Source organism: Halobacterium sp. KA-6 (genome assembly GCF_021029015.1).
In the GTDB taxonomy this organism is placed as follows: Archaea; Halobacteriota; Halobacteria; order Halobacteriales; family Halobacteriaceae; genus Halobacterium.
Genome location: NZ_JAJJZH010000002.1, coordinates 210,031 through 236,217, shown reverse-complemented (window position 1 = coordinate 236,217; position 26,187 = coordinate 210,031). Strand labels below are relative to the sequence as shown.

Annotated in this window: 25 protein-coding genes and 1 tRNA gene; 11 read left to right on the top strand and 15 right to left on the bottom strand. The window is 65.2% G+C overall.

Annotation, left to right across the window (positions count from 1 at the left end; translation table 11 throughout):
- Positions 1–53 precede the first annotated feature (53 nt).
- The gene (locus LPA46_RS06225) at positions 54–3,734 is read right to left on the bottom strand and encodes an LAGLIDADG family homing endonuclease (protein ID WP_230891850.1); all 3,681 of its coding nucleotides are present in this window, start codon (positions 3,732–3,734) and stop codon (positions 54–56) included.
- A gap of 122 nt (positions 3,735–3,856) precedes the next feature.
- On the opposite strand from LPA46_RS06225, the gene LPA46_RS06220 reads away from it, so the two are divergent.
- A complete protein-coding gene (locus LPA46_RS06220; RefSeq protein ID WP_230891849.1) occupies positions 3,857–5,485 on the top strand; it encodes a sensor histidine kinase in 1,629 nt (542 codons plus the stop codon).
- Between the two features lie 9 nt (positions 5,486–5,494).
- On the opposite strand, the gene LPA46_RS06215 is transcribed toward LPA46_RS06220, so the two are convergent.
- From LPA46_RS06215 to LPA46_RS06195, 5 genes are all read right to left on the bottom strand, one after another.
- Positions 5,495–6,592: an Mrp/NBP35 family ATP-binding protein gene (locus LPA46_RS06215; RefSeq protein WP_230891848.1), complete on the bottom strand. Its 1,098-nt coding sequence runs from the start codon at positions 6,590–6,592 to the stop codon at positions 5,495–5,497.
- A gap of 46 nt (positions 6,593–6,638) precedes the next feature.
- Positions 6,639–6,872 carry a hypothetical protein gene (locus LPA46_RS06210; protein ID WP_230891847.1) on the bottom strand — a complete coding sequence of 78 codons (234 nt, stop codon included), beginning with the start codon at positions 6,870–6,872 and terminating at the stop codon, positions 6,639–6,641.
- Positions 6,872–8,194, bottom strand: a complete 1,323-nt coding sequence (nrfD, locus tag LPA46_RS06205; RefSeq protein WP_230891846.1) for an NrfD/PsrC family molybdoenzyme membrane anchor subunit — start codon at positions 8,192–8,194, stop codon at positions 6,872–6,874. Before nrfD ends, LPA46_RS06210 begins: the two co-directional genes overlap by 1 nt.
- Positions 8,195–8,279: 85 nt before the next feature.
- Positions 8,280–9,503, bottom strand: coding sequence for a 4Fe-4S ferredoxin N-terminal domain-containing protein (locus LPA46_RS06200; protein WP_230891845.1), 1,224 nt, complete (start codon positions 9,501–9,503; stop codon positions 8,280–8,282).
- 190 nt (positions 9,504–9,693) lie between these two features.
- Positions 9,694–10,107, bottom strand: coding sequence for an EamA family transporter (locus tag LPA46_RS06195; protein WP_230891844.1), 414 nt, complete (start codon positions 10,105–10,107; stop codon positions 9,694–9,696).
- A 77-nt stretch (positions 10,108–10,184) separates the two neighbouring features.
- Between LPA46_RS06195 and LPA46_RS06190 the strand changes: the two genes are divergently transcribed.
- Positions 10,185–10,475, top strand: a complete 291-nt coding sequence (locus LPA46_RS06190) for a DUF7526 family protein (RefSeq protein WP_230891843.1) — start codon at positions 10,185–10,187, stop codon at positions 10,473–10,475.
- A gap of 9 nt (positions 10,476–10,484) precedes the next feature.
- Here the strand turns inward: LPA46_RS06190 and LPA46_RS06185 are convergent, their stop codons facing one another.
- Positions 10,485–10,757, bottom strand: a complete 273-nt coding sequence (locus LPA46_RS06185) for a hypothetical protein (protein WP_230891842.1) — start codon at positions 10,755–10,757, stop codon at positions 10,485–10,487.
- A 604-nt stretch (positions 10,758–11,361) separates the two neighbouring features.
- On the opposite strand from LPA46_RS06185, the gene LPA46_RS06180 reads away from it, so the two are divergent.
- The 4 genes from LPA46_RS06180 to LPA46_RS06165 all read left to right on the top strand — a co-directional run bounded on the left by LPA46_RS06180 (position 11,362) and on the right by LPA46_RS06165 (position 14,333).
- Complete coding sequence (locus LPA46_RS06180; protein WP_230891841.1) at positions 11,362–12,066, top strand: hypothetical protein; 705 nt, start codon at positions 11,362–11,364, stop codon at positions 12,064–12,066.
- Positions 12,067–12,167: 101 nt separating this feature from the next.
- Positions 12,168–12,683: a hypothetical protein gene (locus LPA46_RS06175; RefSeq protein ID WP_230891840.1), complete on the top strand. Its 516-nt coding sequence runs from the start codon at positions 12,168–12,170 to the stop codon at positions 12,681–12,683.
- 149 nt (positions 12,684–12,832) lie between these two features.
- Positions 12,833–13,678 carry a hypothetical protein gene (locus LPA46_RS06170; RefSeq protein ID WP_230891839.1) on the top strand — a complete coding sequence of 282 codons (846 nt, stop codon included), beginning with the start codon at positions 12,833–12,835 and terminating at the stop codon, positions 13,676–13,678.
- A 76-nt stretch (positions 13,679–13,754) separates the two neighbouring features.
- The gene (locus LPA46_RS06165; protein WP_230891838.1) at positions 13,755–14,333 is read left to right on the top strand and encodes a SocA family protein; all 579 of its coding nucleotides are present in this window, start codon (positions 13,755–13,757) and stop codon (positions 14,331–14,333) included.
- 113 nt (positions 14,334–14,446) lie between these two features.
- Here the strand turns inward: LPA46_RS06165 and LPA46_RS06160 are convergent, their stop codons facing one another.
- On the bottom strand, positions 14,447–15,244 hold the full coding sequence (locus tag LPA46_RS06160; RefSeq protein WP_230891837.1) for a group I intron-associated PD-(D/E)XK endonuclease: 798 nt from the start codon (positions 15,242–15,244) through the stop codon (positions 14,447–14,449).
- 88 nt (positions 15,245–15,332) lie between these two features.
- Positions 15,333–15,405, bottom strand: a tRNA-Pro gene (locus LPA46_RS06155).
- Between the two features lie 92 nt (positions 15,406–15,497).
- Here LPA46_RS06155 and LPA46_RS06150 point away from each other — a divergent pair.
- Both LPA46_RS06150 and LPA46_RS06145 read left to right on the top strand, forming a co-directional pair.
- A complete protein-coding gene (locus LPA46_RS06150; protein ID WP_230891836.1) occupies positions 15,498–15,779 on the top strand; it encodes a pro-sigmaK processing inhibitor BofA family protein in 282 nt (93 codons plus the stop codon).
- Positions 15,780–15,793: 14 nt separating this feature from the next.
- Positions 15,794–16,216 carry a DUF6789 family protein gene (locus tag LPA46_RS06145; RefSeq protein WP_230891835.1) on the top strand — a complete coding sequence of 141 codons (423 nt, stop codon included), beginning with the start codon at positions 15,794–15,796 and terminating at the stop codon, positions 16,214–16,216.
- Here the strand turns inward: LPA46_RS06145 and LPA46_RS06140 are convergent, their stop codons facing one another.
- The 5 genes from LPA46_RS06140 to LPA46_RS06120 form a co-directional block, all read right to left on the bottom strand.
- Positions 16,217–18,025 (bottom strand): cbb3-type cytochrome c oxidase subunit I, encoded by a 1,809-nt coding sequence (locus LPA46_RS06140; protein ID WP_230891834.1) that lies wholly within the window; start codon positions 18,023–18,025, stop codon positions 16,217–16,219.
- 69 nt (positions 18,026–18,094) lie between these two features.
- A complete protein-coding gene (locus LPA46_RS06135) occupies positions 18,095–20,149 on the bottom strand; it encodes a DEAD/DEAH box helicase (RefSeq protein ID WP_230891833.1) in 2,055 nt (684 codons plus the stop codon).
- A gap of 245 nt (positions 20,150–20,394) precedes the next feature.
- Positions 20,395–20,775, bottom strand: coding sequence for a cupin domain-containing protein (locus tag LPA46_RS06130; RefSeq protein WP_230891832.1), 381 nt, complete (start codon positions 20,773–20,775; stop codon positions 20,395–20,397).
- Between the two features lie 25 nt (positions 20,776–20,800).
- Entirely contained in the window at positions 20,801–21,658 is an 858-nt protein-coding gene (locus LPA46_RS06125) for a 3-keto-5-aminohexanoate cleavage protein (protein ID WP_230891831.1), read from the bottom strand.
- Positions 21,655–21,840 (bottom strand): hypothetical protein, encoded by a 186-nt coding sequence (locus LPA46_RS06120; protein WP_230891830.1) that lies wholly within the window; start codon positions 21,838–21,840, stop codon positions 21,655–21,657. Before LPA46_RS06120 ends, LPA46_RS06125 begins: the two co-directional genes overlap by 4 nt.
- Positions 21,841–21,966: 126 nt before the next feature.
- Here LPA46_RS06120 and LPA46_RS06115 point away from each other — a divergent pair, with 126 nt between their 5' ends.
- The 3 genes from LPA46_RS06115 to LPA46_RS06105 all read left to right on the top strand — a co-directional run bounded on the left by LPA46_RS06115 (position 21,967) and on the right by LPA46_RS06105 (position 25,396).
- Positions 21,967–22,932: a ring-cleaving dioxygenase gene (locus tag LPA46_RS06115; protein ID WP_230891829.1), complete on the top strand. Its 966-nt coding sequence runs from the start codon at positions 21,967–21,969 to the stop codon at positions 22,930–22,932.
- Position 22,933: 1 nt separating this feature from the next.
- Positions 22,934–24,154, top strand: a complete 1,221-nt coding sequence (locus LPA46_RS06110) for an iron-containing alcohol dehydrogenase family protein (protein WP_230891828.1) — start codon at positions 22,934–22,936, stop codon at positions 24,152–24,154.
- 69 nt (positions 24,155–24,223) lie between these two features.
- Positions 24,224–25,396 (top strand): CBS domain-containing protein, encoded by a 1,173-nt coding sequence (locus LPA46_RS06105; protein WP_230891827.1) that lies wholly within the window; start codon positions 24,224–24,226, stop codon positions 25,394–25,396.
- On the opposite strand, the gene LPA46_RS06100 is transcribed toward LPA46_RS06105, so the two are convergent.
- Positions 25,397–26,158 (bottom strand): DUF4097 family beta strand repeat-containing protein, encoded by a 762-nt coding sequence (locus LPA46_RS06100; RefSeq protein ID WP_230891826.1) that lies wholly within the window; start codon positions 26,156–26,158, stop codon positions 25,397–25,399.
- Positions 26,159–26,187 lie beyond the last annotated feature (29 nt).

Genomic DNA, 26,187 nt, shown 5'->3' with positions numbered 1-26,187 from the left:
ACCCAGAATCATCCAAATATCGTGGACTCGCGCCCTTCAGATCGCGCCGATTCTCATATCGCCCGCAGGTGGTCCTTGTTCGGTTGGTAGAGCTCGCCCTTCTCCTTGAGTTTCTCAATCTCGTGTTCGGCTTTCGAGGCGTCCATCCCGACCTCCTCGGCGCGGTCCAACACTTCCTCGACGGGCGCGCCCTCGTCGAACTCGTCCTCGATCTCCTTGATGATGGCCTTGACGTTCTTCACGCGGTCGCGCTGGGTTTTCGAGCGCCCGGTTTCGACGACGTCCGCGTCGTACTCGCCGGTCTCGGGGTCGACGCCGATATCCTGGAGGCAAGAGCGCACGATTTCGATGACGCGCTCGGCGTCCTCGACCTCCACGGTGTCCGAGAGTCGGACGCGCGCGGAGGCCTCGCCGAGCCGCACCAGCGCTTCGAGTTGGCGCGCGGTCACCGGCACGGGCGAGTCCTCGCCCTGGCCCTCCGCGCGGAGGTCCACGTAGAAGTCCTCGATGGCCTCCCGTGCTTCGTCGGACATCGTCGGGTAGCAGTTCCGCCGCGAGTACGCGATGTACTTCCGCAAGAGTGAGGCGTCGATGGCCGGCGCGACCGTGTCCGTCTGCGCGTCGACCTCGTCCTCGGTGTGGTTCGCGCTCGCGAGCTGCTCCTGCTGGGTGTTGAGTTCGCCCGCGTAGTTCGTCTGGAGGATGTGGCGGGCGAGCTTCGCGTCCTCCTCGGGATCGGGCTCGTCGGTCACCGTGAAGATGAGGTCGAACCGGGAGATGAGCGCGGGTTCGAGGTCGATCTGCTCGCCGATGGGCTCGTACTGGTCGAAGCGGCCGTACTTCGGGTTCGCCGCGCCCAGCAGCGAACAGCGGGCTTTCAGCGTGGCGTTGATGCCCGCCTTCGAAATCGAGATCTTCTGCTGTTCGAGCGCTTCGTGCATCGCCGAGCGGTCGTCGGCGGCCATCTTGTCGAGTTCGTCCACCGCCGCGACGCCCTGGTCGGCGAGCACGAGCGCGCCGGCTTCCAGCGTCCACTGCTGGCCGTCGCCGAAGTCGTCCCGTACCGCGGCCGCCGTCAGACCTGCCGAGGACGAACCCTTGCCGGAGGTGTAGACGGAGCGCGGCGCGATGTTCTGGACGTAGGAGATGAGCGCGGAGTTGTGGGAGACGACGCCGTTCGAGAGGTACGCGTGCGTCCCCTCGACTTCGAGGTCGTACACCCATTCCTCGGCCGGTTCGACGGTCTCGATGGACTCAATGCGGTCCCACGAAACGTCGTTCTCGACGAGGTGACGGAGGTGCTCGACGTCCGTCTCGACCGAGAGCGCCTCGTCGATTCGCGCGCCGAGCCCGCGCTTTGCCGACGCCACTTTCCCGCCATCCGGAACGGCGTCATTCCGTTCGTAGTAACTCACAGCGGTCTGCTCGACGTCCATCTCGTCCGCAAGCTCCGCCTGCGAGACGTTCAGTTCGTTGCGGACTGCGGAGACGTCTCGCCAGTCTCCGTCTTCGACGCTCTGTTTGACTTCCCGGAGCCACGCGAGTCGATCCTCGAACGCTTCGACGACCCGCCGGAGGCTGTCCCGGCTCGGATTCCGGTCGCCACGCTCGTAGTGCTGGTACGTCGTTCTCGGGACGCCGCAGTCGAACTGCGAGACCTCGAGTGCCTCTCGGATGCGGCGGAGTTCGCCGCCGATGTTGGGGACGACATCGACGTTCGTGTTCGAGGATTGGTCGTCGTAGGAGCCGGCCGCCGTCGACTTTCGCTCCGTGACGAAGCCGACCTGCTCGACGTACCGCTTGAAGCTGTCGCCGCCGATTCGGAGCCGGTGGCTTCCGTTGTTCCGCGCTTCGACGCTCGAGGTGATGTCGAACGCGAGCAACAGCGAGCGAACGTCATCGAGCAGTTCGCGGCTCATCGAGGCGACCGTGATTTCGCGCTGGGTCTCCGAGACATGACCCTCGCTGTCGATGTACGCACGAAGGAACGCGCATTTCGTCTCCGCAGTCGCGCGACGAATCGCGTCGGGAACGCGCTGGTCCGCCGACCGCTGCAGAATCGCCGGCTCGAGGTTCTTGAGGAAGCTCGCGAACTCGCCTGAGGTGCAGCGGACAGTCTTCGCGGATTTTCCGTCTCGCGGTCCGCTGATTGCGTAGTTGAGTCCGAGGTTATCCAACGCGTCGGTGACGTCGTCGAGTATCTCGTCGTCTTCGTTCGTCACTCTGACGTCGCCAGTGTTGTCGTCGTTGAGCACGACGTACCCTTCGGCGATAATGTAGCCAACGAGCCGTGTGAGCGACGGCGTCCACTCGTCCGGGAGGTCCAGCCGGACCGCGTTCTCCGACTTGGCGCGCCGGTACGCGACGTCGAGCGTGTCGTCGCCGCTCGTCTGTAGCGACCGCGGCGTCGCGACGAACTCGTCTGTGCCGAGTTCGTCCGCCGTTCGTGCCTCGATTTTACCGTCCTGCTGTACGAACAGCGGGTGCGACGGCGTCACTTCGAGTTCACGTCCGCTTGACGTGCGAATCCGGTACATCTCATCCGGTGCTTCGCGCTTCCAAACCCGGGTCGCTCGCCGTTTGGTGAGCGTCCCGTCGGCGTCCATCGAGAGCACCGGAAGGTCGATGTCGTCGTACACGCCGTCGTCGACCGACTTCGGATCGTCGAGGTTCTCCTCGACGATGTCCCGAATCGGGCGTTCGGTGCCGTTCGCGAGTGTCACGTGCGTGTCTCCGTCGAGACACTTCCCCGTCCCGGGGTCCCCGATGAGGAGCATGTGGAGGTCGCCGCGGATGCGGGACTCGTCGGGGAGGTGTTTGGTGACGCCGGAGAACAGCTGGAGAATCATCGCGAGCTTGGCCTCCCGGTGGCCGTAGATGGAGGGCGCCATCGAGTCGACCATCTGCTCGTAGATGTTCTCGCGGTTCGAGATTTCGACGATTTGCTGTTTGTCCTCCTCGGTGATGTTCATCTCGTCGAACTCCTCGTCCTCGATGACGACCGACGTCCCCTCCATGTAGAGGTCGAAGACGGGAGACTCGTTGCTGCCCTCGCTCTGGTCGAGGCGGAGCACGCCCGAGACGGTCACGTGGTCGCCGGGCGTCACTTCGCCGGTGATGTCGTCGGCGACGTGTACGTCGATGCTCTGCGGGGTCTCGCCGCCCGCCAGCCCCTCTGGGGACTCCTGAATCCGGAGTTTCTGGGAGTCGACGAATTCGGAGCGCTCGGGGTCGAGCTTGAACGGCCCCTGGCGCTCGCAGCTCTCGCACTGGTAGGGCTCCTGGAAGCCGGCGTCGCCTTGGGGCACTTCGGTTTCGGCGCCGCAGCGCTGGCAGACGAACACCGCGCGCTCGATTTTCGGGCGCACGTCCGTCGCCTTCCGCACCATCCCCTGCACGCTGACGAGCGTGTTGAGGTGTTCGGCGCGAATCGCGCGAATCTCGGTGTGCTCGTCGAGGCCGAACACGCGCACGTGGGCCTGTCCGAGGCTGACGTCCACGGGGAGGTCGTAGAGGCGCAGCGCCTCCTCGGCGGCCTCCCGGAGGTCGTCGGGGTGGTTGATGTAGTCGTCGGCCAGGTCGGGGTCCATCTGGTAGAGGTCCCGCCAGTCGAGGTGGAGGGACTTCGACTCGCGGGGGTACTTGCGGGCGAGTTCCGCGATGTCGTCGCTGTAGTACCGGCGGTAGAACTCCTCGAACCTGTCGACGAGTTCCTGGTTTGCGGCCTGGGCCATTCTGTCCACGGTAGGTAGCGCGCGCTCGCCTAAGAAGGTTCGCAAACCGGGGTGGAAGTGAATCCACGCCCGAACAGGTATCCCGCTCCGCCGAGAACCCCCGACAACTACGGAGTCGTCTGATGACAGGACTGGTGTTCGTTGGCTACGTCGCGGTGTTCGGTGTGTCGGCGCTCGCGTGCGTCGCGGGGCTGTCGCAGGTCGAGCACGTCAAGGACCCGGACACGCGCCGCGGGCTCGCCGCGTTGCTCGTGACCAGCGGCGGCTGGGCGGCCGCGCAGGCGGGCTTCCTCGCCCTGCCGTCGACGCAACTCAAGGTCGCCGCGTACACCGGCGGCCTCATCTTCGGGCTCGCCACAGTGGGCGCGTGGCTGTACTTCTGTTCGGCGTACACGGGCCGGGCGTTCCACCGCGACCCGCTGGTCCGCCGGGTCGCGCTGGGTGTCTTCCTCGCCGTCGTCGCGGTGAAGGTCACGAACCCCGTGCACGGCTTCTACTTCGGCGTCGAGCAGGCGTCGGCCCCGTTCCGGCACCTCGCAGTCGACCACTACGTCCTCCACTGGGTCGTGATGGGGACGGCGTACGCGCTCGCCGCGGTCGGCTACTTCATGCTGTTCGAGCTGCTCGGGCAGACGGGCTACGACACGCGCCCCCTGCTCGTGCTCGTCGGCATCACCGGCCTCCCGGTCGCGGCGGACATCGTCGGCGCGTCCACGTCGATAATTCCCGAACTCAGCTACGAGTCACTGGGCGTCGCGGCGTTCGCGGTAGGCGTGCTGTTCGTCTTCCTCGACCGGTTCCAGGCGGTCCAACTGGCGGGCGACGTCGACAACGCGGTCGTCTTCCTCACCGAGGAGGACGAGATTCGGGACACGAACGAGCGCGCCCGCGAACTGTTCCCCGCGCTGATGGGCGCGACTGGCGAACCGCTCGCCGACGTCGTCCCGGCAATCGCCGACCGGCTCGCCGGCGAACGCGACGTCATCGAACTCGACCGGGGCGGGGAGCGGCGGTTCTACCAGGTGTCGGCGACGCCGTTCACGTTCGGGCGGACGCGCGTCGGCGAGATGGTCGTCGTCACGGACGTCACCAACGAGGAGCACGCGCGCCGCCAGATTCAGCGCCAGAACGAGCGCCTCGGCCAGTTCGCCAGCGTCGTCAGCCACGACCTCCGTAACCCTCTCAACGTCGCCGCGGGCCGCGTGGACCTGGAGCGCGACCAGCGCAACAGCGAGCACCTCGACGCGGCGGCGCGGGCGCTCGACCGCATGGAGCAAATCATCGAGGGCGTGCTGATGCTCGCGCGCGAGGGCGAGGACATCGGTGAGCGCTCGCGCGTGTCGCTGGCGGCACTGGCCGAACAGGCGTGGGCGTCGGTCGCCGCCGAAGAAGCCACGCACGTCGTGGATGGCGACCTCGCGTTCGACGCTGACGCCGACCGCGTCGTCCAACTCATGGAGAACCTCTACCGGAACAGCGTCGAACACGGCGGTCCAGACGTCACGGTGCGCGTCGGCGCGCTCGCCGACGGTTCGGGGTTCTATATCGAGGACGACGGCCCCGGTATCCCCGCGGACCTGCAGGACGACATCTTCGAGATGGGGTACACGACCAGCGACGGTACGGGCCTCGGGCTCTCCATCGTGGAAACCATCGCGTCCGCGCACGGCTGGGAGGTCGCTGCCACGGACGCGGCGCAGAGTGAGACGGGCGCGCGCTTCGAAATTACTGGCGTCGAGTCCGCGGAGTGACGCCGCGGCCTACGGCGACCCAGTGGGGGCGTCGGCTTCCTCGGGCACGTCGTCGCCACGCTCGGCGACGTGTTCGGCGACTTTCCGGCGGTTGATTTCGCCGACGCGGTCGGCGGTCTCGTCCACGAAGTCGAAGAGGTCGTCCTGGACGGCGCTGTCCTCGTCGCGAATCGTCGGACCGCCGGCCTCGCTGCCGAAGTCCGGGTGGACGGGGAGCTCCGCGAGCACGGGGACGTCGTAGTCGTCGCTGATTTCGGCGGCGCCGCCGCTGCCGAACACCTCGTGGGTGTCCTCGCAGTTCGGGCAGTGGTACGCGGCCATGTTCTCCACGACGCCGAGGACGGGCGCGTCGTGCTCGGCGAACAGTTTCAGGCCCTTCCGGGCGTCCGCGACGGCCATCTCCTGTGGGGTCGTGACGACCACGACGCCCGCGACGGGCAGCGTCTGCAGGAGGTTCAGCGACGCGTCGCCAGTGCCCGGCGGGAGGTCGACGACGAGGTAGTCGAGGCGGCCCCACTGGACCTCGTTGATGAACTTCATCATCACGTTGTTCACCATCGGCCCGCGCATCACCGCGGGCTCGTCGCCGTCGGGCATCATGTGGTCGGTGCTCATCACGCGCACGCCGTCCGAGGCGGGCGGCACGATGTCGCCGTCGGGCGTGACGCCGGGCTCGTTCTCGGTCGGCAGGATGCGGGGGACGTTCGGACCGTGGACGTCCGCGTCGAGGATGCCGACGCGCGCGCCGCGGTCGTTCAGGCCGGCCGCGAGGTTCGCCGCGACCGTCGTCTTCCCGACGCCGCCCTTCCCGCTGGCGACGGCGACGACGTTCTTCACGCCCGGGAGAATCTCGTCGTCGAAGCCGTGGTCGTCGTCGACGTTCGCGCGCAGGTCGGGGTCGAGGCCGGCGCCCTCGACGACGTCCCGGATTTCGTTGCCGATCTCGATTTCGGCGGGCGAGTACGGCGCGTTGAACGCCAGCGAGACGCGGGCGGTGTCCTCGCTCACCGTGACGTCGTTGACGAGCCCCATCGAGACGATGTCGTCGTCGTTCAGCGGGTCCTCCACGTCGGCGAGTCGTGCTCGGAGTTCGGGTGCAGTGGTCATGGTGTTGGGTGGGTGCCGGGGTCCCCCCGGCGCGGGTGGCTGGCTGTCAGAAGAACGCGACTTTGATGACCATCGTGGCGACGAACAGGCCGCCCCACAGCACGGTCGTGAGGCCGGCGAGGTAGGCGGCGCCGAGGCCGGCGGTGCGGCCGTCGCTGGGCTCGCCGAGGTACCACGCGGCCAGCATCACGTAGACGGGCGCGAGCACGATGCCGAAGATGAGGTACGTGCCCGGGCCGACGAACGGCAGCGTGTACGGCGCCGACGCGAGCGGCAACATCAGTCGGTCACCTCCTCGTGGTCCTCGATGGCGTGCAGTTCGACCACCGGAATCACCTTCGAGACGGCGAGGAAGAACAGCACGACGATGCCCACCGCGCCCAGCAGCGACGACAGTTCCACGGGCGACGGCACGTAGACGCCGGGGACGGCGTCGTACAGTTGGAAGTGCGCGTGCTGGAGCCCCTCGACGACGAACAGCGTCTTCTCGACGAGCGTGCCGACGAGCACCAGCACGGAGACCGCGACGATGCGCGGAATCGAGAACAGTGAGGACTTCAGCGCGGCCGCGAAGACGTACAGCTCCGCGGCGACGACGAGCCCGATGGCGACCCAGTAGATGGGGGTCGCGATCTTCACTTCGGTGGCGTGCTGGAGCGTGGTCGGCGCGGCGAAGATGCCCGTGATGACCTGCTGGAGCTGCAGCCACAGGAACAGCAGGCCGAAGAAGCCCAGCCACTTCGAGAGGCCGTAGAACACCTGCGTCGGGATGAGTTCCTGCCAGTCGTAGGCGTAGCGGAACGCCGCGGCGATGATGATGATGCCGCTGACCGCCGAGGTGAGCGCGATGGAGAGGAACGACGGCCCCTGCACGCCGCCCGCCCAGCCCGCCATCGACGGCAGCAGGGCGAACAGCCACGGGATGACGCCGCCGTGGAGCAACAGCGGCGCCATGATGATGATGGCGAACGCGAGCCACCACACCATGCGCTCGACGACCTGGTCCTCCTTCTCGCTGTACCCGACGAGCAGCGCCTTGTACAGCGGCTCGAAGCGGTCGGGGAGGCGGTCGCGCAGCCGGTGGACGTCGTAGCGAATCGTCAACAGGAGGTACGTCGCCGTCAGCACGAAGTACGCGGTGATGACGGTGACGTCCCAGACGAGCGGCGACCACTGGACGCGCGTCGGCCACGCGGGCAGCACGCTCGTCACGAGGCGGTCCGGCCGGCCGACGTGGATGAGGATGTACAGACCCGCGCAGGTCAGCGCCGCAATCGTGAGCAGTTCGGCCATGCGCGCGACCGGCTGGTAGGTGTCCATGCCGAGCAGCCGCACCGCGGCGGAGAGGATGATGCCGCCGTGGGCGATGCCGACCCACCAGATGAACGCGCCGATATAGAGGCCCCACGGCACGCCGCCGCCGGAGCCCCAGTCCCCGAGGTGGGTGACGACGAGGCCGTGTTCGAGCTGCTGGACGTAGAAGAACAGCCAGACGCCGACGCCCGCGAGCGCGAGCAGGAAGGCGGCGACGTATTGCTTCGAGAACGTCTGAATCGGCCGCACGAGCGTGTCGCGGCCGACGCCGGTGACGTCGACGCTCACGGCCGCTCACCTCCGTTCGTGGTGACGCGGCGCGTCCCGTCGTCGCGGGCGGCGCGCTCGGGCCGTTCGCGGTCGGCGGCCCCAATCATGCCTCTTCGCCCTCCGTGTTGGCCATCGCGCCGTTGTCCAGCACCTCCTCCTTGCGGTTGTCGACGATGCCCGCGTCCTCGTACGTGACGGGGCCCTCGACCTGTTCGGCGTGCGGGGACGGCTCGTTCCCGATGTAGTGGACGTTCGGGTCCGTACCGCGCTCCTCCATCAGCTCGAACGTGGAGACGGTGTGCTCCTTGCGGTTCGGGTACGACTGGTCGTTGGCCTGTTGCTCGCGGTACTCCCGGAGGTGCTGGTTGGGCGCGCTCTCCGGGTCGTTCATGTCGCCGAAGTGGATGGCGTCCATCGCGCACGCCTCCTCGCAGGCGGTCGTCCCGATTTTGTCCTCGCCCATCTGGCCGTCCTGGCGGTCGACGCAGAACGTGCACTTGCCCATCACGCCCTTCGGCGGCCGGGAGCCGACCCAGCGGCCGCGCTCGTCGTACTGGTGGTCGTCGTCGATTTCGCTGTCCGGGACGTCGGGCTCGCCCCACTGGAAGTAGTTCACGCCGTACGGACAGGAGACCTCGCAGTACCGGCAGCCGATGCAGATGTCGTAGTCGGTGAGCACGAGGCCGTCCTGCTCGCGGGTGTGACGCGCGCCGACCGGACACACCTTCGTGCACGGCGAGTCGGTGCAGTGCTGGCACGGCCGCACGAGGAAGTTCTCGTCGCCCTGGGCCTCGTCTTCGTACGTGAACACGTACATCCAATTCGCGCCCCGGGACGTGCCGTGTTCCTCGTTGCACGCGACGACGCAGGCGAGACAGCCGTCGCAGTTGTTGAGGTTGATGGTCATCCCGTAGCGCGTGCCCTCGCCCTCGTCGCCCTCCTGGGCAGCGGCGGCGGTCTCGCTGTCCACGCTCGCGAACAGCCCGAGCGCGACCGCCGCGGCGCCACCCTTCTTCATCACTTCGCGCCGCGAGAGGCCCTCGTCGTCGGCGAGCCCGGAGAGCCGGTCGGCGAACCCGTCGCCGCCGGCGTCGTCGAGCAGCCCCGAGATTTCGCGGTCGTCCTCGCCGAACTCCTCGAGGACGTCCTCGTGGTACTGGCGGTAGAACTCCGCCTCCGAGAGCTCGCCCGCGGCGACGCGCTGGGCGTCTTTCGCCATCTCGACGCCGAGCTCCGTGTCGTACTCGGTGTCGTCGAGCAGGCGCTCCATGCGCTCCTCTTCGTCGTCGTCGAACGATATTGGGGTGTCGTCGTCTGAGTCTGGCATTCGTGTCAGCCTCCGTCGTGCGGGCGACTCGAATGGCCGCCGCCCGTCGTCTCTCGCGTGATTCGACCGTCAGCGGAGGCTCTCCGCGCGCTCTCCAAGAACCACCCTCGCAGTTTTCACTGCGTGGGAGCCGCCCGGATGATGTTCGGAGTTGCCTATAAGAGAGTCCCGGAAGCGGGGTCGAATCTCGTCAGGACGCGACGAGCACGACCGCCACGACCGCGAGTACGAGCCCCGCGACGTTCGTCGCGGACAGCGCCGCGTCGAAGTAGAGCACGCCGACGACCGCGGGAATCACGAAGTACAGCGCCACGATGGCGGAGACGACGGCCATGTTCCCGCGCGCCAGCGCCGCGTAGAAGCCGATGGTGCCGGCGGCCAGACAGAGGCCTGAGACTGCCGCGAACGCGAGGTCGACGCGCGAGCCCGTCACCGGCTGGCGCGTCCAGAGCGCGTACCCGCCAGCCACAGCGATGCCCGCGACGTACGAGACGAACACGGCGTTCACGGGCGCCATGCTCCGCGTCGCCACGCCCGCGGTGACCGCCCACGCGCCGTACAACACGAGTGCCACGACCGCGATGAGAACCGACGACCCGACCATACCGGTGCGTTTCGCGTGCGTCGGAAAAGCACCGCGTTCGAGCAAGACTCATTCCGGTCGAACCCCTCGGGTCGCGTGTGCCCGAAACGCTTCACACGCAAGTGCTCGCCGTCGTCCCCCCGGAGGACGTCGACGACCACGACCTCCAGCCCGCCCTCCGCGACCTCGCCAGTTCTCGGTACGTGCTCGTCTGCCGGAAGGGCGGCGCGCCGTCGTGGCTCGAACGCATCAAGTCGTTCCTGCTGCGCGACCCCATCGAAGCCGTCACGCTCGTCGCCGACGACGCGCCCGAGGAAGGCGCTGAATTCACGGCGCGCGTCGAAGAAACGGAGATGGTCGGCGTCTACGACGTCCTCCGCGAGGAATAGGCGGCCGGGCTAGCCACCGCCGCCGTTGCCGCCGTAGCCGCCCGCTTCCGCTTCCATCTCCTTCTTGCGGTCGCTCTTCGCACTGGTCGGCTTTTCCCGAATCTGTCCCCACTGGTAGAGCAGGTACAGCACGCCGACGACTGCGCCGGCGGTCAGCACGCCGACAACGGACTCGTAGGCTGCGCCGCCCGCGACGTGTATAACTGCTGCGAGCACGCCGCTCGCGGCCGTCGCGAGCCACACCCACGCCGGTGCCACGTCAGTCGGGGACAGGTCGCTCATGCGTACGTGTTGGTGGGGTGACGGTAAATGTATTTTCCCGGGTGGAAGGTGGGGATGAAATGAATGAGTTAGAGGATGGAACTCGAGTGCCAGGCCGGCTGTTTGTGGGCCGTATGGAGTCGATTTACAGCTGGACGTCTGAGTTAACTGCAGGAGTGCCCCCTATTTTGAACGCGAGGTCGACAAGCGGTATCGGTTGAGACTTCGGCTGAAGTGTATCGCTTTAATTGATTCTCATCATATCATACCGTTAGAAGAGATCGACCCCTTCACTTCCACTGGGCTGCCGAAACTAAAAAACGGCATACTACAGACGGTTTAATCGACCAAATTCAACTACTTTCACCGCGCTTTGGGTACCATTATTACCGCAACCCACGTAATCACTGATAGGTTCGTGTGATACTCGCGAACCAACGCTGTAGAAGGGCCAATACGGTGGCTGTGGCAGCAGACACCGTTTGACCGCCTCAGAGGTCTAATCCAGCACTCGTATGAAGCGAGTGCAGACCTAGTAAATGTTTCTCTGAGGGGGGAGTCACGGCTCTGAAACTACGTCACATGACCAGACAAAAATCGACTCCCCACGAACGAGGTATCACCCATGAATAGGGGTGCACTCGCGCACTTCGTCAACCCAGGAAGTGAGATCGACGATGGTGACTTCCCCAACTTCCGAACTGAGCAGGGACATGAGCTGAAGTCCTCGCTCAACATGCGCGGCGAGATCATGCAAACAGACCTCGGCGCGTTCAACGGCGGCGGTCCACTCGATCTAAGCCGCGGTCGTGCTGCACAAGAGCATGTCGTCGACGTAGAAACCACTCGAATTCAGGACGACGGTACCATCGCTGTTGACGACGAAGGAACGGAAATCGCGACTCAGGATACGGATATCCTCCATCTTGAAGGTGAGTTCATCGTCACGAACGACACCGAGAGCGATTTCGCGCACAATCTCATCGAAGACGCGACTGGCGGGACCCTTGTCAACAGCGAACTCGACCTTGGTACTTTCGCGGAGGAGTACCCCCAAGCTGATATCTGGCTGGGTGGCTTCTACGATCGCGATGGGCCAGTTGAGAAGGGTGTCCATATCGGCGATCTCAGTGGCGATACGGATGCACGCGAGTTCATCGACGAAGCAGCGATTAATCGCCTCGGTGTCGAGAACTTCGGCTATAACGGACGGTCGCTGAAGTTCCTCATCACTGAGAGCGGGTATGTCGACATCTACGATAGTAGTGTCGATACGTTGGAGTTCGTTCGCTTCTTGCACGAAATCGTCGTGCCACACATAGCGAACTAACAGCGGCCCCGCTTTTCTGTGAGTCAATTTCAGAACTTGACCTTACAATACGGCGAAAACTTTACTATGGAAAATCCCGCACCAAACGAATAAGGTACAGAGTGGCAGGAATTATTCCGTTGGTAGCTGATGATATTGTCGTGCTGTTCGTTCTTCTCCTGATTAGTGGGATAGCCAATCGCTCCTATCTTTCTTACGTTGTATTAGAGACGAAAATCACGACTCCACGTGTAGTCCTTCTCGGTGGGCTTTATCTACTCACTGCGAATCTAGTTAATTCGGCTGACTTAGGTGCATTTGCTCTTATGGTCGTACTCTTCGTCAGCTTACTTACTGCATCCAGTACTTGTTCTCATACCGGGAGACCCGATGAAACAGACCACCGGTATCTCTCCGTAACTCTTGCCGTAGCAGCGATAATGATTTTTGGGTTCGAGTTTCTTCCCGACCCAACACTATTCGACGGAAGTACTCGCCTCAACGCCCTCCTGCTTATGTATGCCCTGATGGGATTTCTCGGGACCCTCCTTACACATGTGATCCAGCGGGTCTCGTCGTCCGAGCAGCCCGAAGAAGCAGAACCTCAACCTGGAGAACATGAAATGATAACTGACTGAATATGCAATATAGCATTTTACAGCTGTTGGGATCTTATGACTTCTTTGGCAAATCTGTACCCGGAGCAGCGCTTGTCTTCGGTATTTGGACTCTGCTACCTATTAGTCAGGCTAATATGACGGGGGCAGTTCCTAATGGTGGCTCAATCGTGAGTGCAGCCGCGTTGTTAGTCGTCCTTCTGGTTATTGGATTGATGATTGGTCAGGGTTTGCACACTCTTGCAGAGAATATTGAGAAGATGTTTGGTTGGATTATAGGCCGGATATACGAGGGACAACAGATGTTGAAGTTCAAGAATGTCTCGACCGATCTGGACTCTTTTAAGAATGTGGATTCGGCTACGGGGAAGTCTGGCTTCGCACGTTTTCCACCGACTTGGCGGAACGGAATGGTTGATTGGATAAGACGACGTATTTGGGGAACTTACGATTCTTTTGTCGGCCACCGCTATCTATTCGCGAAGTGGTTCCAGTGGAACTACCCGCCCTCCGGTCGGCGTCCTTTCGATAGTCGTTGGGAGGAACGCGCACGTGATGAGGCGCTGGAACCCTTTGCCGAGGCAGTTGATGAAGTGTTTGACATTAACGTCCGGCAGCAGGACGTCAACAAAACCTGCGATCTATATACACGAGTAACTGCTCGACTCTCTATATCTCCCTTCTCTGTTCACCGTCGGTTTCAGGCAATTTACTCGTTCTGTCGGAGTATGTGGGTAGTTTCTCTAATCCTAACAGTCGGGTACATACTAGCGCTCTATCAGCCATTCGGTGATTTTGCTATTCTATCTCATTCTCCCCGGATAGTTTATCTTCTCCCCGGTCAGACTGAACGACTACTTCCCGGCTTAACACTAATCGCCACAGTAGTGTTTGTTGACGCGGCTGGGACCTACAAGAGGCACTATATTGAGTACGTTATTGAAGGATTCGTAATTGACCACTACGAGCTGGATGAAACTGAAGAAGGCCAGCAACAGACTCTTAGCGAGTTCTAAGGGAAGAATGACAAAACAAATTTATACTTTCAATACGGCCGTGGGAGTTAGAGGGCTCTAGCTCTAAACTTCTAGTATGAGTGAGACGGAGGATTCCGCTATGTCCGAGGAAAGGGATGCGGATAGTCTTGAGGCTATCCTCCGAGACTTCCTTCGTCATCACAAATACCTTCACGAGTTTCGCCTGCAGAAGCTAGTTTACATCCTCGACCTAGTAACTTCTCTAAAGGAAGACGGAAAGCGCGCTACTGATGCGGATTTTAAACCCTATATGTACGGTAGCTATTCGGATAGCCTTCGAGACACACTGAACGGTTTAGAAGGAGAACTACCGACAGAGCAGGACTGGCTATACGGGAAGGTTGTCACGAAATATCTTGGTGCTGACCATCCCCGAGTAAATGATGGGAATCCGGATGGATATAGCCAGTACGAAGATCTAATCGAGAAAATCCGGGAAGCAACCGCTGGGATTTCCAACGATGATCTCGAAAATTGGAGTAAAGAGTCTTGGCTCTACGAGAATACAGACTATGATTCCGAAATGAACTTCGAGGAAGTCGAGAAGCACGAAGAAGAGATCCGTGAGGATCTTCTTGACATGTTCCCAGAACTCAAGGACGAATTCGAAGACGAAAGAAATTCGGGGAACTGAGAATCTCTTCAACTGCTCTCACTTAACTTTCTCTAAAACTGACCCCATCACGGGGGAGGTTAGCGACCCTAACCTCTGCACAGTAATCGCGGCAGACCACATCCCACGCGAACCTACCCCGGCGGCCAGCACGTCCCGAACTCGTACTCTTCCGCCCAGTTTATCGACGGTTGCGCCTGCTCGGGTTCGGCCACGCGCAGGCTCATCGTGCGCTCGTAGCTCGCGCGCTCGACGAGATACTGCTCGCCGCGCTCCGCGCAGTCCACGACCACGTACTCGATGTCGTCGGGACCGGGGACGGTCTGGCTCGTGTCGAACCGAATCCGGCCGTTCGTCACCGAGCCCCGGCGCACGGCCGCTCGCAGGAGGTCGTCCGCGGGCGTGCGCAGGATGACGTCGTAGGGCGCGTCGCTGTCCATCGCGTCGATGACGTCCACGCCGCGGTCGCGCAGCGTCCGGACGATGGCCTCGCGCTCGCCCGTGACGGAGTTCGTGCCGTCCTCCGGCGGCCACTGCTCGTCGAATTTGTACTCGGCGGCCCAGTTGATGCTCGGCTGCTCGATTTCGGGGTCCTCGACGCGAAGGCGCATCTCCGTCTCGAACGCGTCCTCGTCGACGAGATACAGCTGTTCGAGCTCGTGGCAGTACACCCCGAAGAAGTCCGTGTCGCCGTCGTACGTCTTGTAGACGTTGCCGGCCGAATTCGTGTGGCTCGATTTCCCGTGGAACTCCACGCAGCCGTCCGAGAGCCAGCCGGTCTTCACCTGAATCCGATAGAGGTCGCCCGCTGATTCCGCGACCAAATCGTAGCGCTCGTTGTCACCGAACGGAACTGCCACGGGGACCTCCCGCCGCTTCAACTCCGTGATTACAGTGGCTTCGGTCAGGTCTCCTTTCCGATGCGACTCCATGCGAAATAATATCGTCGCGATTAGATATATGCTTACGGACTACCCGGGCTACGGCAGCCGGGCTAGTCGTCGTAGCGCCGCAGAGAAGTGGGACCGCCCGAATTTGAATCGGGGTTACAGCGTCCCAAACGCTGAAGGATACCAAGCTACCCCACGGTCCCGCACGTAGACGTACCGCCGGGGACGGCGTAAGGGTTTCGTTCGGCGGGCTGTCGCCACAACGACTTTCGCGGTGGGTGTCACACGGGTACGTATGCCAACGATGCTGGAGGTCGGGCTCGCGGTCCTCGTACTGGTGGCGTTGTTCGGCGCGTACCGCGTGATTCGCGCGGTGAAGCCGTTCATCGTCAACGCGGTCGTGGGGCTCGTCGTCATCCTCATCGCGGAGTTCCTGGGCGCGCAGGTGGCGGTGACGCCGCTGGTGTTGCTCGTGGTGGCAATCGGCGGGCTGCCGGGCGCGATACTCGTCATCCTGCTGGCGACGCTGGGGGTGGCGTTCGTGCCGGGGCTGTTGGCGGTGCCGCTGGTGGTCTGAGGAGGTGACAACGCATGGACCCGATACGACGCGCGATTGGTGGTGGTGTCGCCGGGACGATCGTGATGTCCGTGGTGCTCGTCATCGCGGAGGTCGAGGCGCGCTTCGAGCTGGGCGTCGGCCCGGCGATAGCGCGGTACGCGGGCGTCTCCGACCAGCCCGTGCTGGGGTTGTTCGTGTTCCTGCTGGCGGGGATGGTACTCTTCCCGCTGGTGTTCGTGCGCCTCGAAAGCGTGCTCTCGACGGTGCCGGGCGGCGGCGACCCCGCGATTCGAGGGATGGCGTTCAGCATCCCGCTGTGGGTGGTGTACGTCGTGGTCGCGTCGCCGGACCTCACCTCCCTGGAGGGCGCGCTCCACCTCTCCTTCACGCTGTTCGCGCACCTCCTCTACGGCTTCACGCTCGGCGCGGTCTACCACTCCCTCGAAGACGTCTGATTACCCGCGCCCGTAGGGGAGTTCGTCCCACTCCGCGGTGCGGTCGTCGCCGTGCTCGCGGAGGTCCCAGGGGTCGTCCGTGGTGACGGGTTCGCCCATCCGGTAGGACTGCACGAGGTTGAACAGCCAGACGACGGTGCCGAGCGCGATGAGAATCGCGCCGAGCGTCGCGACCTGCTGGAGGCCCGCGAACTCCGCGGGGTAGGAGGCGTACCGCCGCGGCAGCCCTTCCTGGCCCATAATCATCATCGGGCCGAACGCGAGCACGATGCCCACGGTCGTGAGCAGGAAGTGCGCGACGGAGAGCCGGTAGTCGGTGTGTTTGCCGACGACGAGGGGGTACCAGTAGTAGACGCCCGCGAACACCGCGAACGAGATGAGCCCCATGATGATGAAGTGGAAGTGGCCGACGACGTAGTAGGTGTCGTGCAACAGGAGGTCGATGGGGATGGCGGCGAGGAAGATGCCGGTGACGCCGCCGACGATGAACGTCCCGATGCCGCCGATGCAGAACAGCATCGGCGCGGTGAGGCGGACGTGGCCGTTCCACATCGTCGTAATCCAGTTGAACACCTTCACCGCCGACGGCACGGCGATGGCGATGGAGACGGCCATGAAGCTAGCGCGGAGCCGCGGGTCGATACCAGTCGTGAACATGTGATGGGCCCACACGCCGAACGAGAGCACCCCAATCGCCAGCGTCGAGTAGACGACGAATTTGAACCCGAACAGCTTCCGCCCCGAGAACTTGGGGACGAGGAGGCTGACGATACCCATCGGCGGCAACACCAGTATGTACACTTCGGGGTGGCCGAAGAACCAGAACAGGTGTTGCCAGAGAATGGGGCTCCCGCCCTGAATGGCGAAGAACGTCGTGCCGACGGTGCGGTCTAACAGGAGCATGACGAGCGCGCTGCCCAGCAGCGGGAACGCGAACAGAATGAGGCCGGACTGGGTGAGCATCGTCCACGAGAAAATGTCGAGTTCGCGCCACGACACCTCGCGCTCGGTGAAGATGGTCGCGATGAAGTTGATGGCGGACATCGTGGTGGCGACCCCCGAGAGGTGCAAGCCCAGCAGGACGACGCTCACCGTCGGGAGTTCGAGTTGCACGGACAGCGGCGCGTAGAACGTCCACCCGGTCGCGGGCGGCGCGAGCGCGAGCAGTTGTTCGCCCAGGGCCCCGAGGCCGCCCGCGACGAAGACGTGGCCGAGGACGTCCGAGAGCAGGCCGGCGCGCATGAGCACGAGCGCGGGCACGAGCAGCCAGAAGGCGATGGCGTTGATGCGGGGGAACGCCATGTCGTCGGCGCCGATAAACAGCGGGAGCAGGTAGTTCCCGAGGCCGGCGAGCGCGGGCGTCCCGAACAGGAACAGCATCGTGAGCCCGTGCATCGTGAACAGGGCGTTGTACGTGTGTTCGTCCCAGACGGAGACCGCCGGGTCGTACAGTTCGGTGCGCATCATCATCGCGTCCGTGCCGCCCCAGAGGAACGCGGTCGCGGCGAACGCGAGGTACAGCAGCCCGATGTCCTTGTGGTCGACCGTCGTCAGCCAGCGCGTGACGCCGCTCAGTTTGTGCGACGCGGAAGTTCCGAGGAGGTAGCCCGACTCGGCGGGTTCGCCGCCGTCGGGTTCGGCGTCGGCCGGGCCGCTGGCGCGCTCGCCGCCGTCCGCGAGCGCGTTCCCGTCGCTCGGCGGCGTCGGTTGTGCGTCGCGGGACGGTTCCGCGCGCCACGCGGCGTAGAGCACGAGCCCGGCGGCGGCGACCGAGAGCGCGGCCAGTCCAGCCGCGGCGACCAGAGTCATGTGCGACCCGTTCACACGCCTCCGGTTAAAATCGAACGGCAGGCGCGACCCGCCAGCGGGCGCGCCGGACTACTGCTGTTCGCCGCGCAACTCGATGTCCGCGACGATGTCGTAGGGGTGTTTCTCCTTGCGCACGCCGTCCAGAATCGTGAACGCCGCGCCGGGTTCGAGGAAGTGCGTCGTCACCGCGCGCCCGAGCGGCGTCGGCTCGAAGCCGTCGACGAAGTCGTACTCGAGGAGTTTCCCGAGCGCGTGCTTGGTCGGCACTTCGCCGAGCATCCGGTCGTTGAGGCGCTTGGCGGCCTTCCCGCCGACCGTGACGTTCGCCAGCGTCTCCTCGACGGCCGCGGTCTCGTCGTAGTGCGTGACGACGTCCTCCATCTCGCCCTTGAGGAGTTTGAACGCGATTTCCTCCTCCGTGCCCTCCATCGAGGAGTGGTAGGAGGCGTCGGGTTCGACGAGCATGTACACCTTCCCGCGGTCGTGGTAGTCGGGGCGGCCCGCGCGCCCGAGCATCTGCTCGAACTCCTGAACGGAGAGCCACTCGATGCCCATCGCGAGCGTGTCGAAGATGACCTGCGAGGCGGGGAAGTCGACGCCAGCCGCGAGCGCCGCCGTCGTCACGACCGCCGAGAGGTCCTGATTCCCGAACCGGCGCTCGACGGACTTGCGCTCGCCGTAGTCCAGCCCCGCGTGGTACGCGGCGGAGGGGTAGTCCAGTTTTCGCGAGATTTCGTGGCAGCGCCGGCGGGAGTTCGTGAAGATGATGGTCTGGCCCTTGTACCCCTTCGAGGACTCCTTGTCGAACTCCCGGCGCACGAGTTTGTTCTCGATGTCGGGCTTCTCGTTGCCCTCCGCGAACGTCACGTGGCGTTCGATGGGAATCGGGCGCTCCTCGAACTCCACGAGGTTCGCGCGCATCCCCCGCGCGAGTTCGCCGGGGTTGCCGACGGTCGCCGAGAGGTAGATCCACTGCGCGCCCTCGTAGTTGCGGTACTGCTGTTCGCGCTGCTCGCAGTAGTACTTCAGCCGCGAGATGAGGCCGTCGAGGCGGTGGCCGCGTTCGTCCTCCTTGAGCGTGTGCACCTCGTCGATGACCACCGTCCCGACGTCGCCGAGGTCCTTCCCCGTGCGGAGCGCGTGGTCGATGCCCTCGTACGTCCCGACGATGATGTCCGCCGACGGGTCGAACGCGTGGCCGTCGTCCCGAATCCGCGACGACCCCACGCGAATCGTGACGTTCGCCAGGTCGCCGTACTCGTCCTTGAAGTCCTCGTGCTTCTGGTTCGCGAGCGCGACCAGCGGCACCAGGAACAGCATCTTCCCCTTCCCGGAGAGGTGGCGGTGCAGCCCCGCCATCTCCCCGACGAGCGTCTTCCCGGTCGCCGTCGCCGACACCACCAGCTGGTCCTCGCCGTCGAGCAGCCCGTTCTCCACGGAGAGGCTCTGCACGGGCAGCAACTCGTCGAAGCGCGCCGTCAACAGTTCCTTCACGTCCGGGTGGAGGTCGAGGCTGTCGACCGGCACCGGGTCGACCTCGTCGGTCGTCGCGCTCACCTCGTCGAACTTCGTCAAGTCCGGGTCGAGGTTCCCGCCCAGTAGCCCGGTGATGCGGTCGAGGTCCTGCTCCTCCAGCAGGAGTTCTTCGAGGCGGTCCTGCGCCGCGCCCGTCATGCCACCGTTGAACGATAGCTCGCGCTCCAATTCGCGAATCGCGCAGTCCTGACAGATGAACTCGCCGTCCGCCTCGATGGCCGTCTCCGACGTGATGGGCGAGTACCGCCCCTTCCCCGCGCAGTACCGGCACGTCCGCACGACCTTCGCGTCCTGCTGGTAGGCGTCCAGCATCTCCCGGACCTCCTCGCGGCCGCTCCGGCTCGTTTGCTCGCTGATGCGAATACGGTCCGCGCGCCGCGCGATGTCCACGAACTGGTCGGGGCTGCGCGGCTCCTCGCCGCTCCCCGTCTTCACGCGAAATCGTCCGGGCCGCGGCCCCGCATCCCGTTCCGTTAACTCCAGTTTCGCGCGGAACAACCGGTCGCCGCTCCGCTGGGCGACCGCCAAGTAGTCGTCTCCGGTCTCGTGGAGGAACAACGTATCCACGCGCTGGACCTGCTCAGACACGAACCAACGTACGGGAGGACGGTATTTCAGCGATTCGCTTGCTAGGTCTTCGCGTATTGGTCGTGCTCACTATCGGTGTTTTCGACGTGTCCTCGAAAGCCTCGACGCGGTCGCCTCCCGCGGCTCGCTGCGCGCGCTCACTTCATTCGCGTGCTCACGTCGCCGGGGTTCGGCGACCGTGCCGCCCCTTTCAGTCCACCCGGTGTCGGTTGTTCAGTCGCTGTCGGCGGTGGTCGGTGTCGTCGCTACTCCACGAGTTCGATGGCGTCGTCGCCGTTCGGGACGACGCAGACGAACGCGCCTTCCTCGTCGCCGGGGTTGTCGTACCAGTGGACCGCGCCCGCGGGGATGAGGAGGCTGTCGCCGGCGCTCACCTCGTAGGTCTCGCCCTCGATGCCGACCGTGTACTCGCCCGCGAGCACGTACTGCTCGTGTTCGACTTCGTTCGTGTGCTCGGGGACGCTCGCGCCCGGTTCGAGGACGAACCGCCGCATCGCGAAGTGGGGCGCTCCATCGGTGTCGTCCAGCAGCACGCCCTTCCGCATGCCCTCGGCGGCGTCCACGGTCTCGTACTCGATGTCGGCAGCGCGGCGAACCACGTGGCTCGCGGTCTCGGAAGTCGTCATACACGTACCGTGGCGGTCCCGGGCCTTAGGCGTCACCGTCCCGGAGGCCGAGGACCTCGCGGGCTTCGGCTGGCGACGCGACCGGGCGACCGAGCGTCTCCGCGACGCCGACCACGCGCTCGACGAGTTGGGCGTTGCTCTCCGCGAGTTCGCCCTTTTCGTAGTAGACGTTGTCCTCGAGGCCGACGCGGACGTGTCCGCCGAACATGATGCCCATTGTGGCGAACGGGAGCTGGTGTGGGCCGAACCCGAGCGTGTTGAACGCCGCGCCATCGGGGAGGTTCGACACGAGGTTCAGGAAGTTCCGGGGGCGTGGCCGGGTGAGCGTGCCCGGCCCGAAAATCAGCGTGGCGTAGACGGGGTCGGCGAGGTCGCGGCGCTCGAGCAGGCCATGGACCTCGTTGAGGTGGCCGTCGTTGAACACCTCCAACTCGGGCTTGATGCCGCGCTCGTCCATCTCGTCGTACAGTGAGTCCACGAGCCCGCGGGTGTTCTCGCTCGTGAGGTGGTCGTAGCGGTTCAGCGGCCCCATGTCGAGGCTCGCCATCTCCGGCGCGGGGTCCGTGCGAAGCGGCTCGTGTCGGAGTTCGTCGGGTGCGCCAGTGCCGCCCGTCGAGTGCTGGATTATCACGTCGGCGGCGTGCTCGCGGATGGCGTCGTCGATGGCCTGGAAGTCCTCGGTCGCGAACGAGCGCTCGCCGTTGGGCTTCCGCGCGTGAACGTGGACGACCGCAGCGCCAGCGTCCTCGGCTGCCGCGGCCGCGCGTCCGATCTCCTCGGGCGTCTCCGGGACGTTCGGGTTCGCTTCCTTCCCGTGGACGCCGCCGGTCAGCGCCGCCGTCACGACGACGGGGTCGCCCGCGAGGAACGATTCGTAACTCACGACTGGCCCTCGTGCTCGCGGAATATCTCGCAGTGCGCGGCGTGGTCGAGGCCGTAGCGGTCGTTGCAGACGTCCGCGCGCATCGGCTGGACGAACTCCTCGGTAATCGTGCAGTACGCCCGCGCGGTGTCGAATTCGTGGCCGTCGCCCTCCTCGCGGTACTCCAGGTGCGGGCAGGTCATACGTCGCGTTCGCCCGCCGGCGTGTTAACCGTTCGCTGGCCTCCCCGTCCGGTGGTGACGGAGGCGTCACCCGGTGACAGTGCCGTCTAACGTGGCTATACGTGTGTGGGCCGCCTACGTCGGTGCATGACAGATTCGACGCCGGGACTCCACCACGTCACGGCCATCGCGGGCGACCCGCAGGCGAACGCCGACTTCTACGTCGAGACGCTCGGCCTGCGCTTCGTCAAGCGCACCGTCAACCACGACGACACCAACACGTACCACTTCTACTTCGGCGACTACGAGGGGACGCCCGGGACGAACATCACATTCTTCCCGTGGAGCGACAGCGGCCGCGACGGGCAGTTCGGCGCGGGCCAGACGCGGGACACCGCGTACTTGATTCCGCCCGAGTCCGTGGACTTCTGGGTCCAGCGCCTCGACGAACAGGGCGTCGCCGTCGAAGAGTCCGAGCGCTTCGGCGACACCGTCATCCGGTTCTCGGACCCGGACGGCATCGGCCTCGAACTCGTCGCCAGCGAGCACGCACGCGACTCCGACGCGGTGCCGTGGCCCGACGGCCCGGTCCCCGAGAACCACCAACTGCGCGGGTTCCACAGCGTCACGCTCGCAGTCCGCGACTTCGGCCCCACCGAGGAGATTCTCACCGAGGTACTGGGCTACGAGCACGTCGGCGACGACGGCGACCGCCGGCGCTACCAGACGCCTGCGGGCGGCCCGCACTCGATTCTGGACCTCGTGCAGACGGACGCGGGCCGCGGCACGATGGGCGTCGGCACCGTCCACCACGTCGCGTTCACCGCCGAGAACGTCGACGAACTTGAGGCGTACAAGGAAGCCTACGCCGACCACGGCCTCTCCGCCAGCGGCCCCATCGACCGGAAGTACTTCCAGTCGCTGTACTGCCGCGAGCCCGGCGGCGTGCTCTTCGAAATCGCGACCGACGGCCCCGGCTTCGACGTCGACGAGGACGTCGAGGACCTCGGGTCCAGTCTCGTACTCCCGGAGTGGCTGGAGGCCGAGCGCGCCGAAATCGAGGCCGCGCTCCCCGAGTTCGAACCACCCCACCCAGAGAACGGAGGGGCGTAGCGTGACCAACCCAGCCACGAACGACCGCGTCGGCGAGCCGTTCCGCTTCGACTACGACCCCGGCGTGCTCCGGTACGGCACCGACAGCGTCGCCGACCTCGCCGACGAACTCGACCGGCAGGGGTTCGAGCGCGCGCTCGTCGTCTGCGGGTCAACCGTCGGCAGCACGCCCGCCGTGATGGAGCCGATTCGTGACGGGCTGGGCGACAAACTGGCTGGCGTCTTCGACGAGACGACGCCCGAGAAGCGGCTCTCGACCGCGCTCGACGCCCGGGACGCGTACCGCGAGCACGACGCCGACGTGCTCGTCGCGCTCGGCGGCGGCAGTAGTCTCGACGTCGCGAAAGCCGTCAGCGTACTCGCTACGGGCGGCCAAGACGCCGAGGCAGCCGCCCGGGAGTTCGCCGAGACCGGGACGCTCTCCGCCGACGGCGACCTCGAACCAATCGTCGCCGTGCCGACCACGCTCGCTGGCGCGGACCTCTCCGTGGTCGCTGGACTGAACGCTCACCCCGAGTCCGGGCTGGTCGACGTGCCTGTCAGCGGGGGGCTCTCGGACCGCCGGCTGATGCCGTGCGCGGTCTGCTACGACCCCGCGCTCGTCGCCACCACGCCCCGGGACGTGCTCGTCGGCTCCGCGATGAACGGCTTCGACAAGGGCATCGAGACGTTGTACGCCGCGAACGCGACGCCCGTCACGGACGCGACGGCTGCCCGCGGGCTCGGGCTTCTCGCCGACGGCCTGCGCGAGTTAGGGCGTGGCAGCGTGGACGCCGATACCCTCGAACCCGTCTTGGAGGGGCTGTTGCTCGTCCAGTACGGCATCTCGCGGCCGGGAGAGACGACGCTCTCCGTGATTCACGCGTTCGGGCACGGACTCACCGACGGCTACGCGGTCCAGCAGGGCGCTGCCCATGCCGTCGTCGCGCCGCACGTCCTCCGCCACCTCTTCGCGGAAGTGGACGGTCGCCGCGACCTGCTCGCGAACGCGCTCGGCGCTGCGGATGCCGACGACCCCGCCGAAGCGGTCGTGGAGGCTGTCGCGGACGTTCGGGACGCCCTCGGCCTCCCCGACTCGCTGGCCGACGTCGCTGGTCCCGAGCCCAGCGAGTTCCCTGCGGTCGCCGAGACTGTCGTCGCGGACGCCTTCATGGCGAACGCGCCACCTGACCTCGACCTCACGACCGACGACGTGGAAGCAGTCCTCCGGGCGGCCTACTGACCCGGCCGTCGGTGCTCGTGTGGGACAGCCGCCCCCGCTTTTAAGCGGGACGCCCCGGTATCGTTGGGTATGCGAAGTTTCAAAATCGGGAGCGCGTTCGGCATCCCGATAAAACTCGACGTCACGTTCCTGCTGATTCTCCCGGTGTTCGCCTACCTCATCGGGATGCAGGTCGACGTCTGGATAGAGACGCTCAACAGCGTGCCGTTCAACGCGAACCTCGACGCCGCCGCGCTCACCGACGGCAACATGCGGTGGTACCTCGGCATCGCCGCGGCCGTCGGCCTGTTCGCCGGCGTCGTCCTCCACGAACTCGGGCACAGCGTCGTCGCGATGCACTTCGGGTTCCCCATCGACTCCATCACGCTGTGGATTCTCGGCGGCATCGCCAGCCTCTCCGACCAGCCCGAGGAGTGGAGCCAGGAACTGCTCATCGCCATCGCCGGCCCCATCGTCAGCATCGCGCTCGGCGTCTTGTCGTTCGGCGCGCTCCACTTCTTGCCAGCGTCACTGGACACGTTCCGGTTCGTCTTCGGCTACCTCGCGCTGATGAACTTCGCGCTCGCCGCGTTCAACCTCCTGCCCGGCTTCCCGATGGACGGCGGCCGCGTCCTCCGCGCGCTGCTCGCCCGCAAGCGCTCGTTCGCCCGCGCCACCCAGATTGCCGCCGAGGTCGGGAAGCTGTTCGCGCTCCTGCTCGGCATCGTCGGCCTGCTCGGGTTCAACCTCATCCTCATCGCCATCGCCTTCTTCATCTACATCGGCGCGTCCGGCGAAGCCCAGCGCACCGTCATGAACGCCGTCTTCCAGGACGTCAGCGTCGCCGACATCATGACCCACGACGTCCACACCGTCGAGGCCGACGACTCCGTCGCCGAACTCATGGAGCGCATGCTCGAAGAACGCCACACCGGCTACCCCGTCATGCGCAACGGCAGCGTCGTCGGCATGGTCACGCTCGACGACGCCCGGGACGTCGACCCGGTCGAACGCGACGCCATCCACGTCGAGGACGTCATGTCCGAGGAAGTCTACACGATTTCCCAGTCCAGCAACGCGATGGACGCCCTCGACGCCATGCAGGAGCACGGCGTCGGCCGCCTCGTCGTCGTCGACAAGGCCGACGAGATGGTCGGGCTCGTCTCCCGCACGGACCTCATGACTGCCTTCGACATCATCCAGTCGACGGGCGTCAGCGAGGAGCCCAAAATACCCGGCGCGAGCGGCCAGTCCGCGCCCTGACTACTGGAGCGCCCGAATCTCGATGCGGCCGTTCGTCGTCCGCATCGTCACGTCGTGGGTGCCGTCCCCGAGCGTCCCCGTGACGTGTGCGTTGTCGCCGCTCCGGTTCTGAACCTCTACGTCCTCGATTTCCACGTATTTCGTCTCCGTCCGCGCGTCCAGCGTCGCGTCGACGTCCGGCGACAGCGCCGCCTCGACATTCCCGTTCTCGGTGCGCACCAGCACGTCGCCGGGGAGCGGCGCCGGCACGTCCGCGGCGACGTCACCGTTCGCGCTCGACACCGTCGAGACGGGGCCTGCATTCCGGACGGTTACGTTCCCGTTCGCCGAGCGCGCCGTGCCCACGCCCGATACGTCCCGCACCTCGACGTGGCCGTTCTCCGTCTCTACGGCTGCCATCGCGGCATCCTCGGGAACTAACAGGTCGAGGTCGACGCTCACACGGCTGGTGTCACCCCCGATGTCGACGGCGACTGTGACCTCGTCGCCGCCCTCGTCCACTGCGACGGTCACGTCGTCGAGGCGGCTCTCGCCGGGCACTGTCACCGTCGCGTCGACGCTCCCATCCGGCCTGTCGCGACCGGTCACGTCCACGTCGCCGTTCGTGTTCTCGACGCGAATTCGGGTGCCGTCGGGCACGTCGAAGTACTGCTCGCGGGTTTCCTGCACCGGGTCGCCGAACAGGCTCCCGGCGTCCGTGCAGCCGGCCAGGACGGTCGTCGTGCCGGCTGCGAAGCCGGCGAGGAGGGCTCTGCGTCGCATACCGGTGACGCGTAGCGAACGTGTAAAGT

What these genes read in the sequence shown, in the direction of transcription:
- LPA46_RS06180 (WP_230891841.1), top strand. Translation starts at nt 11,362, where the DNA reads ATGAATAGGGGTGCACTCGCGCACTTCGTCAACCCAGGAAGTGAGATC.
- LPA46_RS06185 (WP_230891842.1), bottom strand. Translation starts at nt 10,757, where the DNA reads ATGAGCGACCTGTCCCCGACTGACGTGGCACCGGCGTGGGTGTGGCTC.
- LPA46_RS06115 (WP_230891829.1), top strand. Translation starts at nt 21,967, where the DNA reads ATGACAGATTCGACGCCGGGACTCCACCACGTCACGGCCATCGCGGGC.
- LPA46_RS06200 (WP_230891845.1), bottom strand. Translation starts at nt 9,503, where the DNA reads ATGCCAGACTCAGACGACGACACCCCAATATCGTTCGACGACGACGAA.
- LPA46_RS06120 (WP_230891830.1), bottom strand. Translation starts at nt 21,840, where the DNA reads ATGACCTGCCCGCACCTGGAGTACCGCGAGGAGGGCGACGGCCACGAA.
- LPA46_RS06150 (WP_230891836.1), top strand. Translation starts at nt 15,498, where the DNA reads ATGCCAACGATGCTGGAGGTCGGGCTCGCGGTCCTCGTACTGGTGGCG.
- LPA46_RS06130 (WP_230891832.1), bottom strand. Translation starts at nt 20,775, where the DNA reads ATGACGACTTCCGAGACCGCGAGCCACGTGGTTCGCCGCGCTGCCGAC.
- LPA46_RS06140 (WP_230891834.1), bottom strand. Translation starts at nt 18,025, where the DNA reads ATGACTCTGGTCGCCGCGGCTGGACTGGCCGCGCTCTCGGTCGCCGCC.
- LPA46_RS06145 (WP_230891835.1), top strand. Translation starts at nt 15,794, where the DNA reads ATGGACCCGATACGACGCGCGATTGGTGGTGGTGTCGCCGGGACGATC.
- LPA46_RS06105 (WP_230891827.1), top strand. Translation starts at nt 24,224, where the DNA reads ATGCGAAGTTTCAAAATCGGGAGCGCGTTCGGCATCCCGATAAAACTC.
- LPA46_RS06160 (WP_230891837.1), bottom strand. Translation starts at nt 15,244, where the DNA reads ATGGAGTCGCATCGGAAAGGAGACCTGACCGAAGCCACTGTAATCACG.
- LPA46_RS06195 (WP_230891844.1), bottom strand. Translation starts at nt 10,107, where the DNA reads ATGGTCGGGTCGTCGGTTCTCATCGCGGTCGTGGCACTCGTGTTGTAC.
- LPA46_RS06165 (WP_230891838.1), top strand. Translation starts at nt 13,755, where the DNA reads ATGAGTGAGACGGAGGATTCCGCTATGTCCGAGGAAAGGGATGCGGAT.
- LPA46_RS06100 (WP_230891826.1), bottom strand. Translation starts at nt 26,158, where the DNA reads ATGCGACGCAGAGCCCTCCTCGCCGGCTTCGCAGCCGGCACGACGACC.
- LPA46_RS06225 (WP_230891850.1), bottom strand. Translation starts at nt 3,734, where the DNA reads ATGGCCCAGGCCGCAAACCAGGAACTCGTCGACAGGTTCGAGGAGTTC.
- LPA46_RS06215 (WP_230891848.1), bottom strand. Translation starts at nt 6,592, where the DNA reads ATGACCACTGCACCCGAACTCCGAGCACGACTCGCCGACGTGGAGGAC.
- LPA46_RS06210 (WP_230891847.1), bottom strand. Translation starts at nt 6,872, where the DNA reads ATGTTGCCGCTCGCGTCGGCGCCGTACACGCTGCCGTTCGTCGGCCCG.
- LPA46_RS06220 (WP_230891849.1), top strand. Translation starts at nt 3,857, where the DNA reads ATGACAGGACTGGTGTTCGTTGGCTACGTCGCGGTGTTCGGTGTGTCG.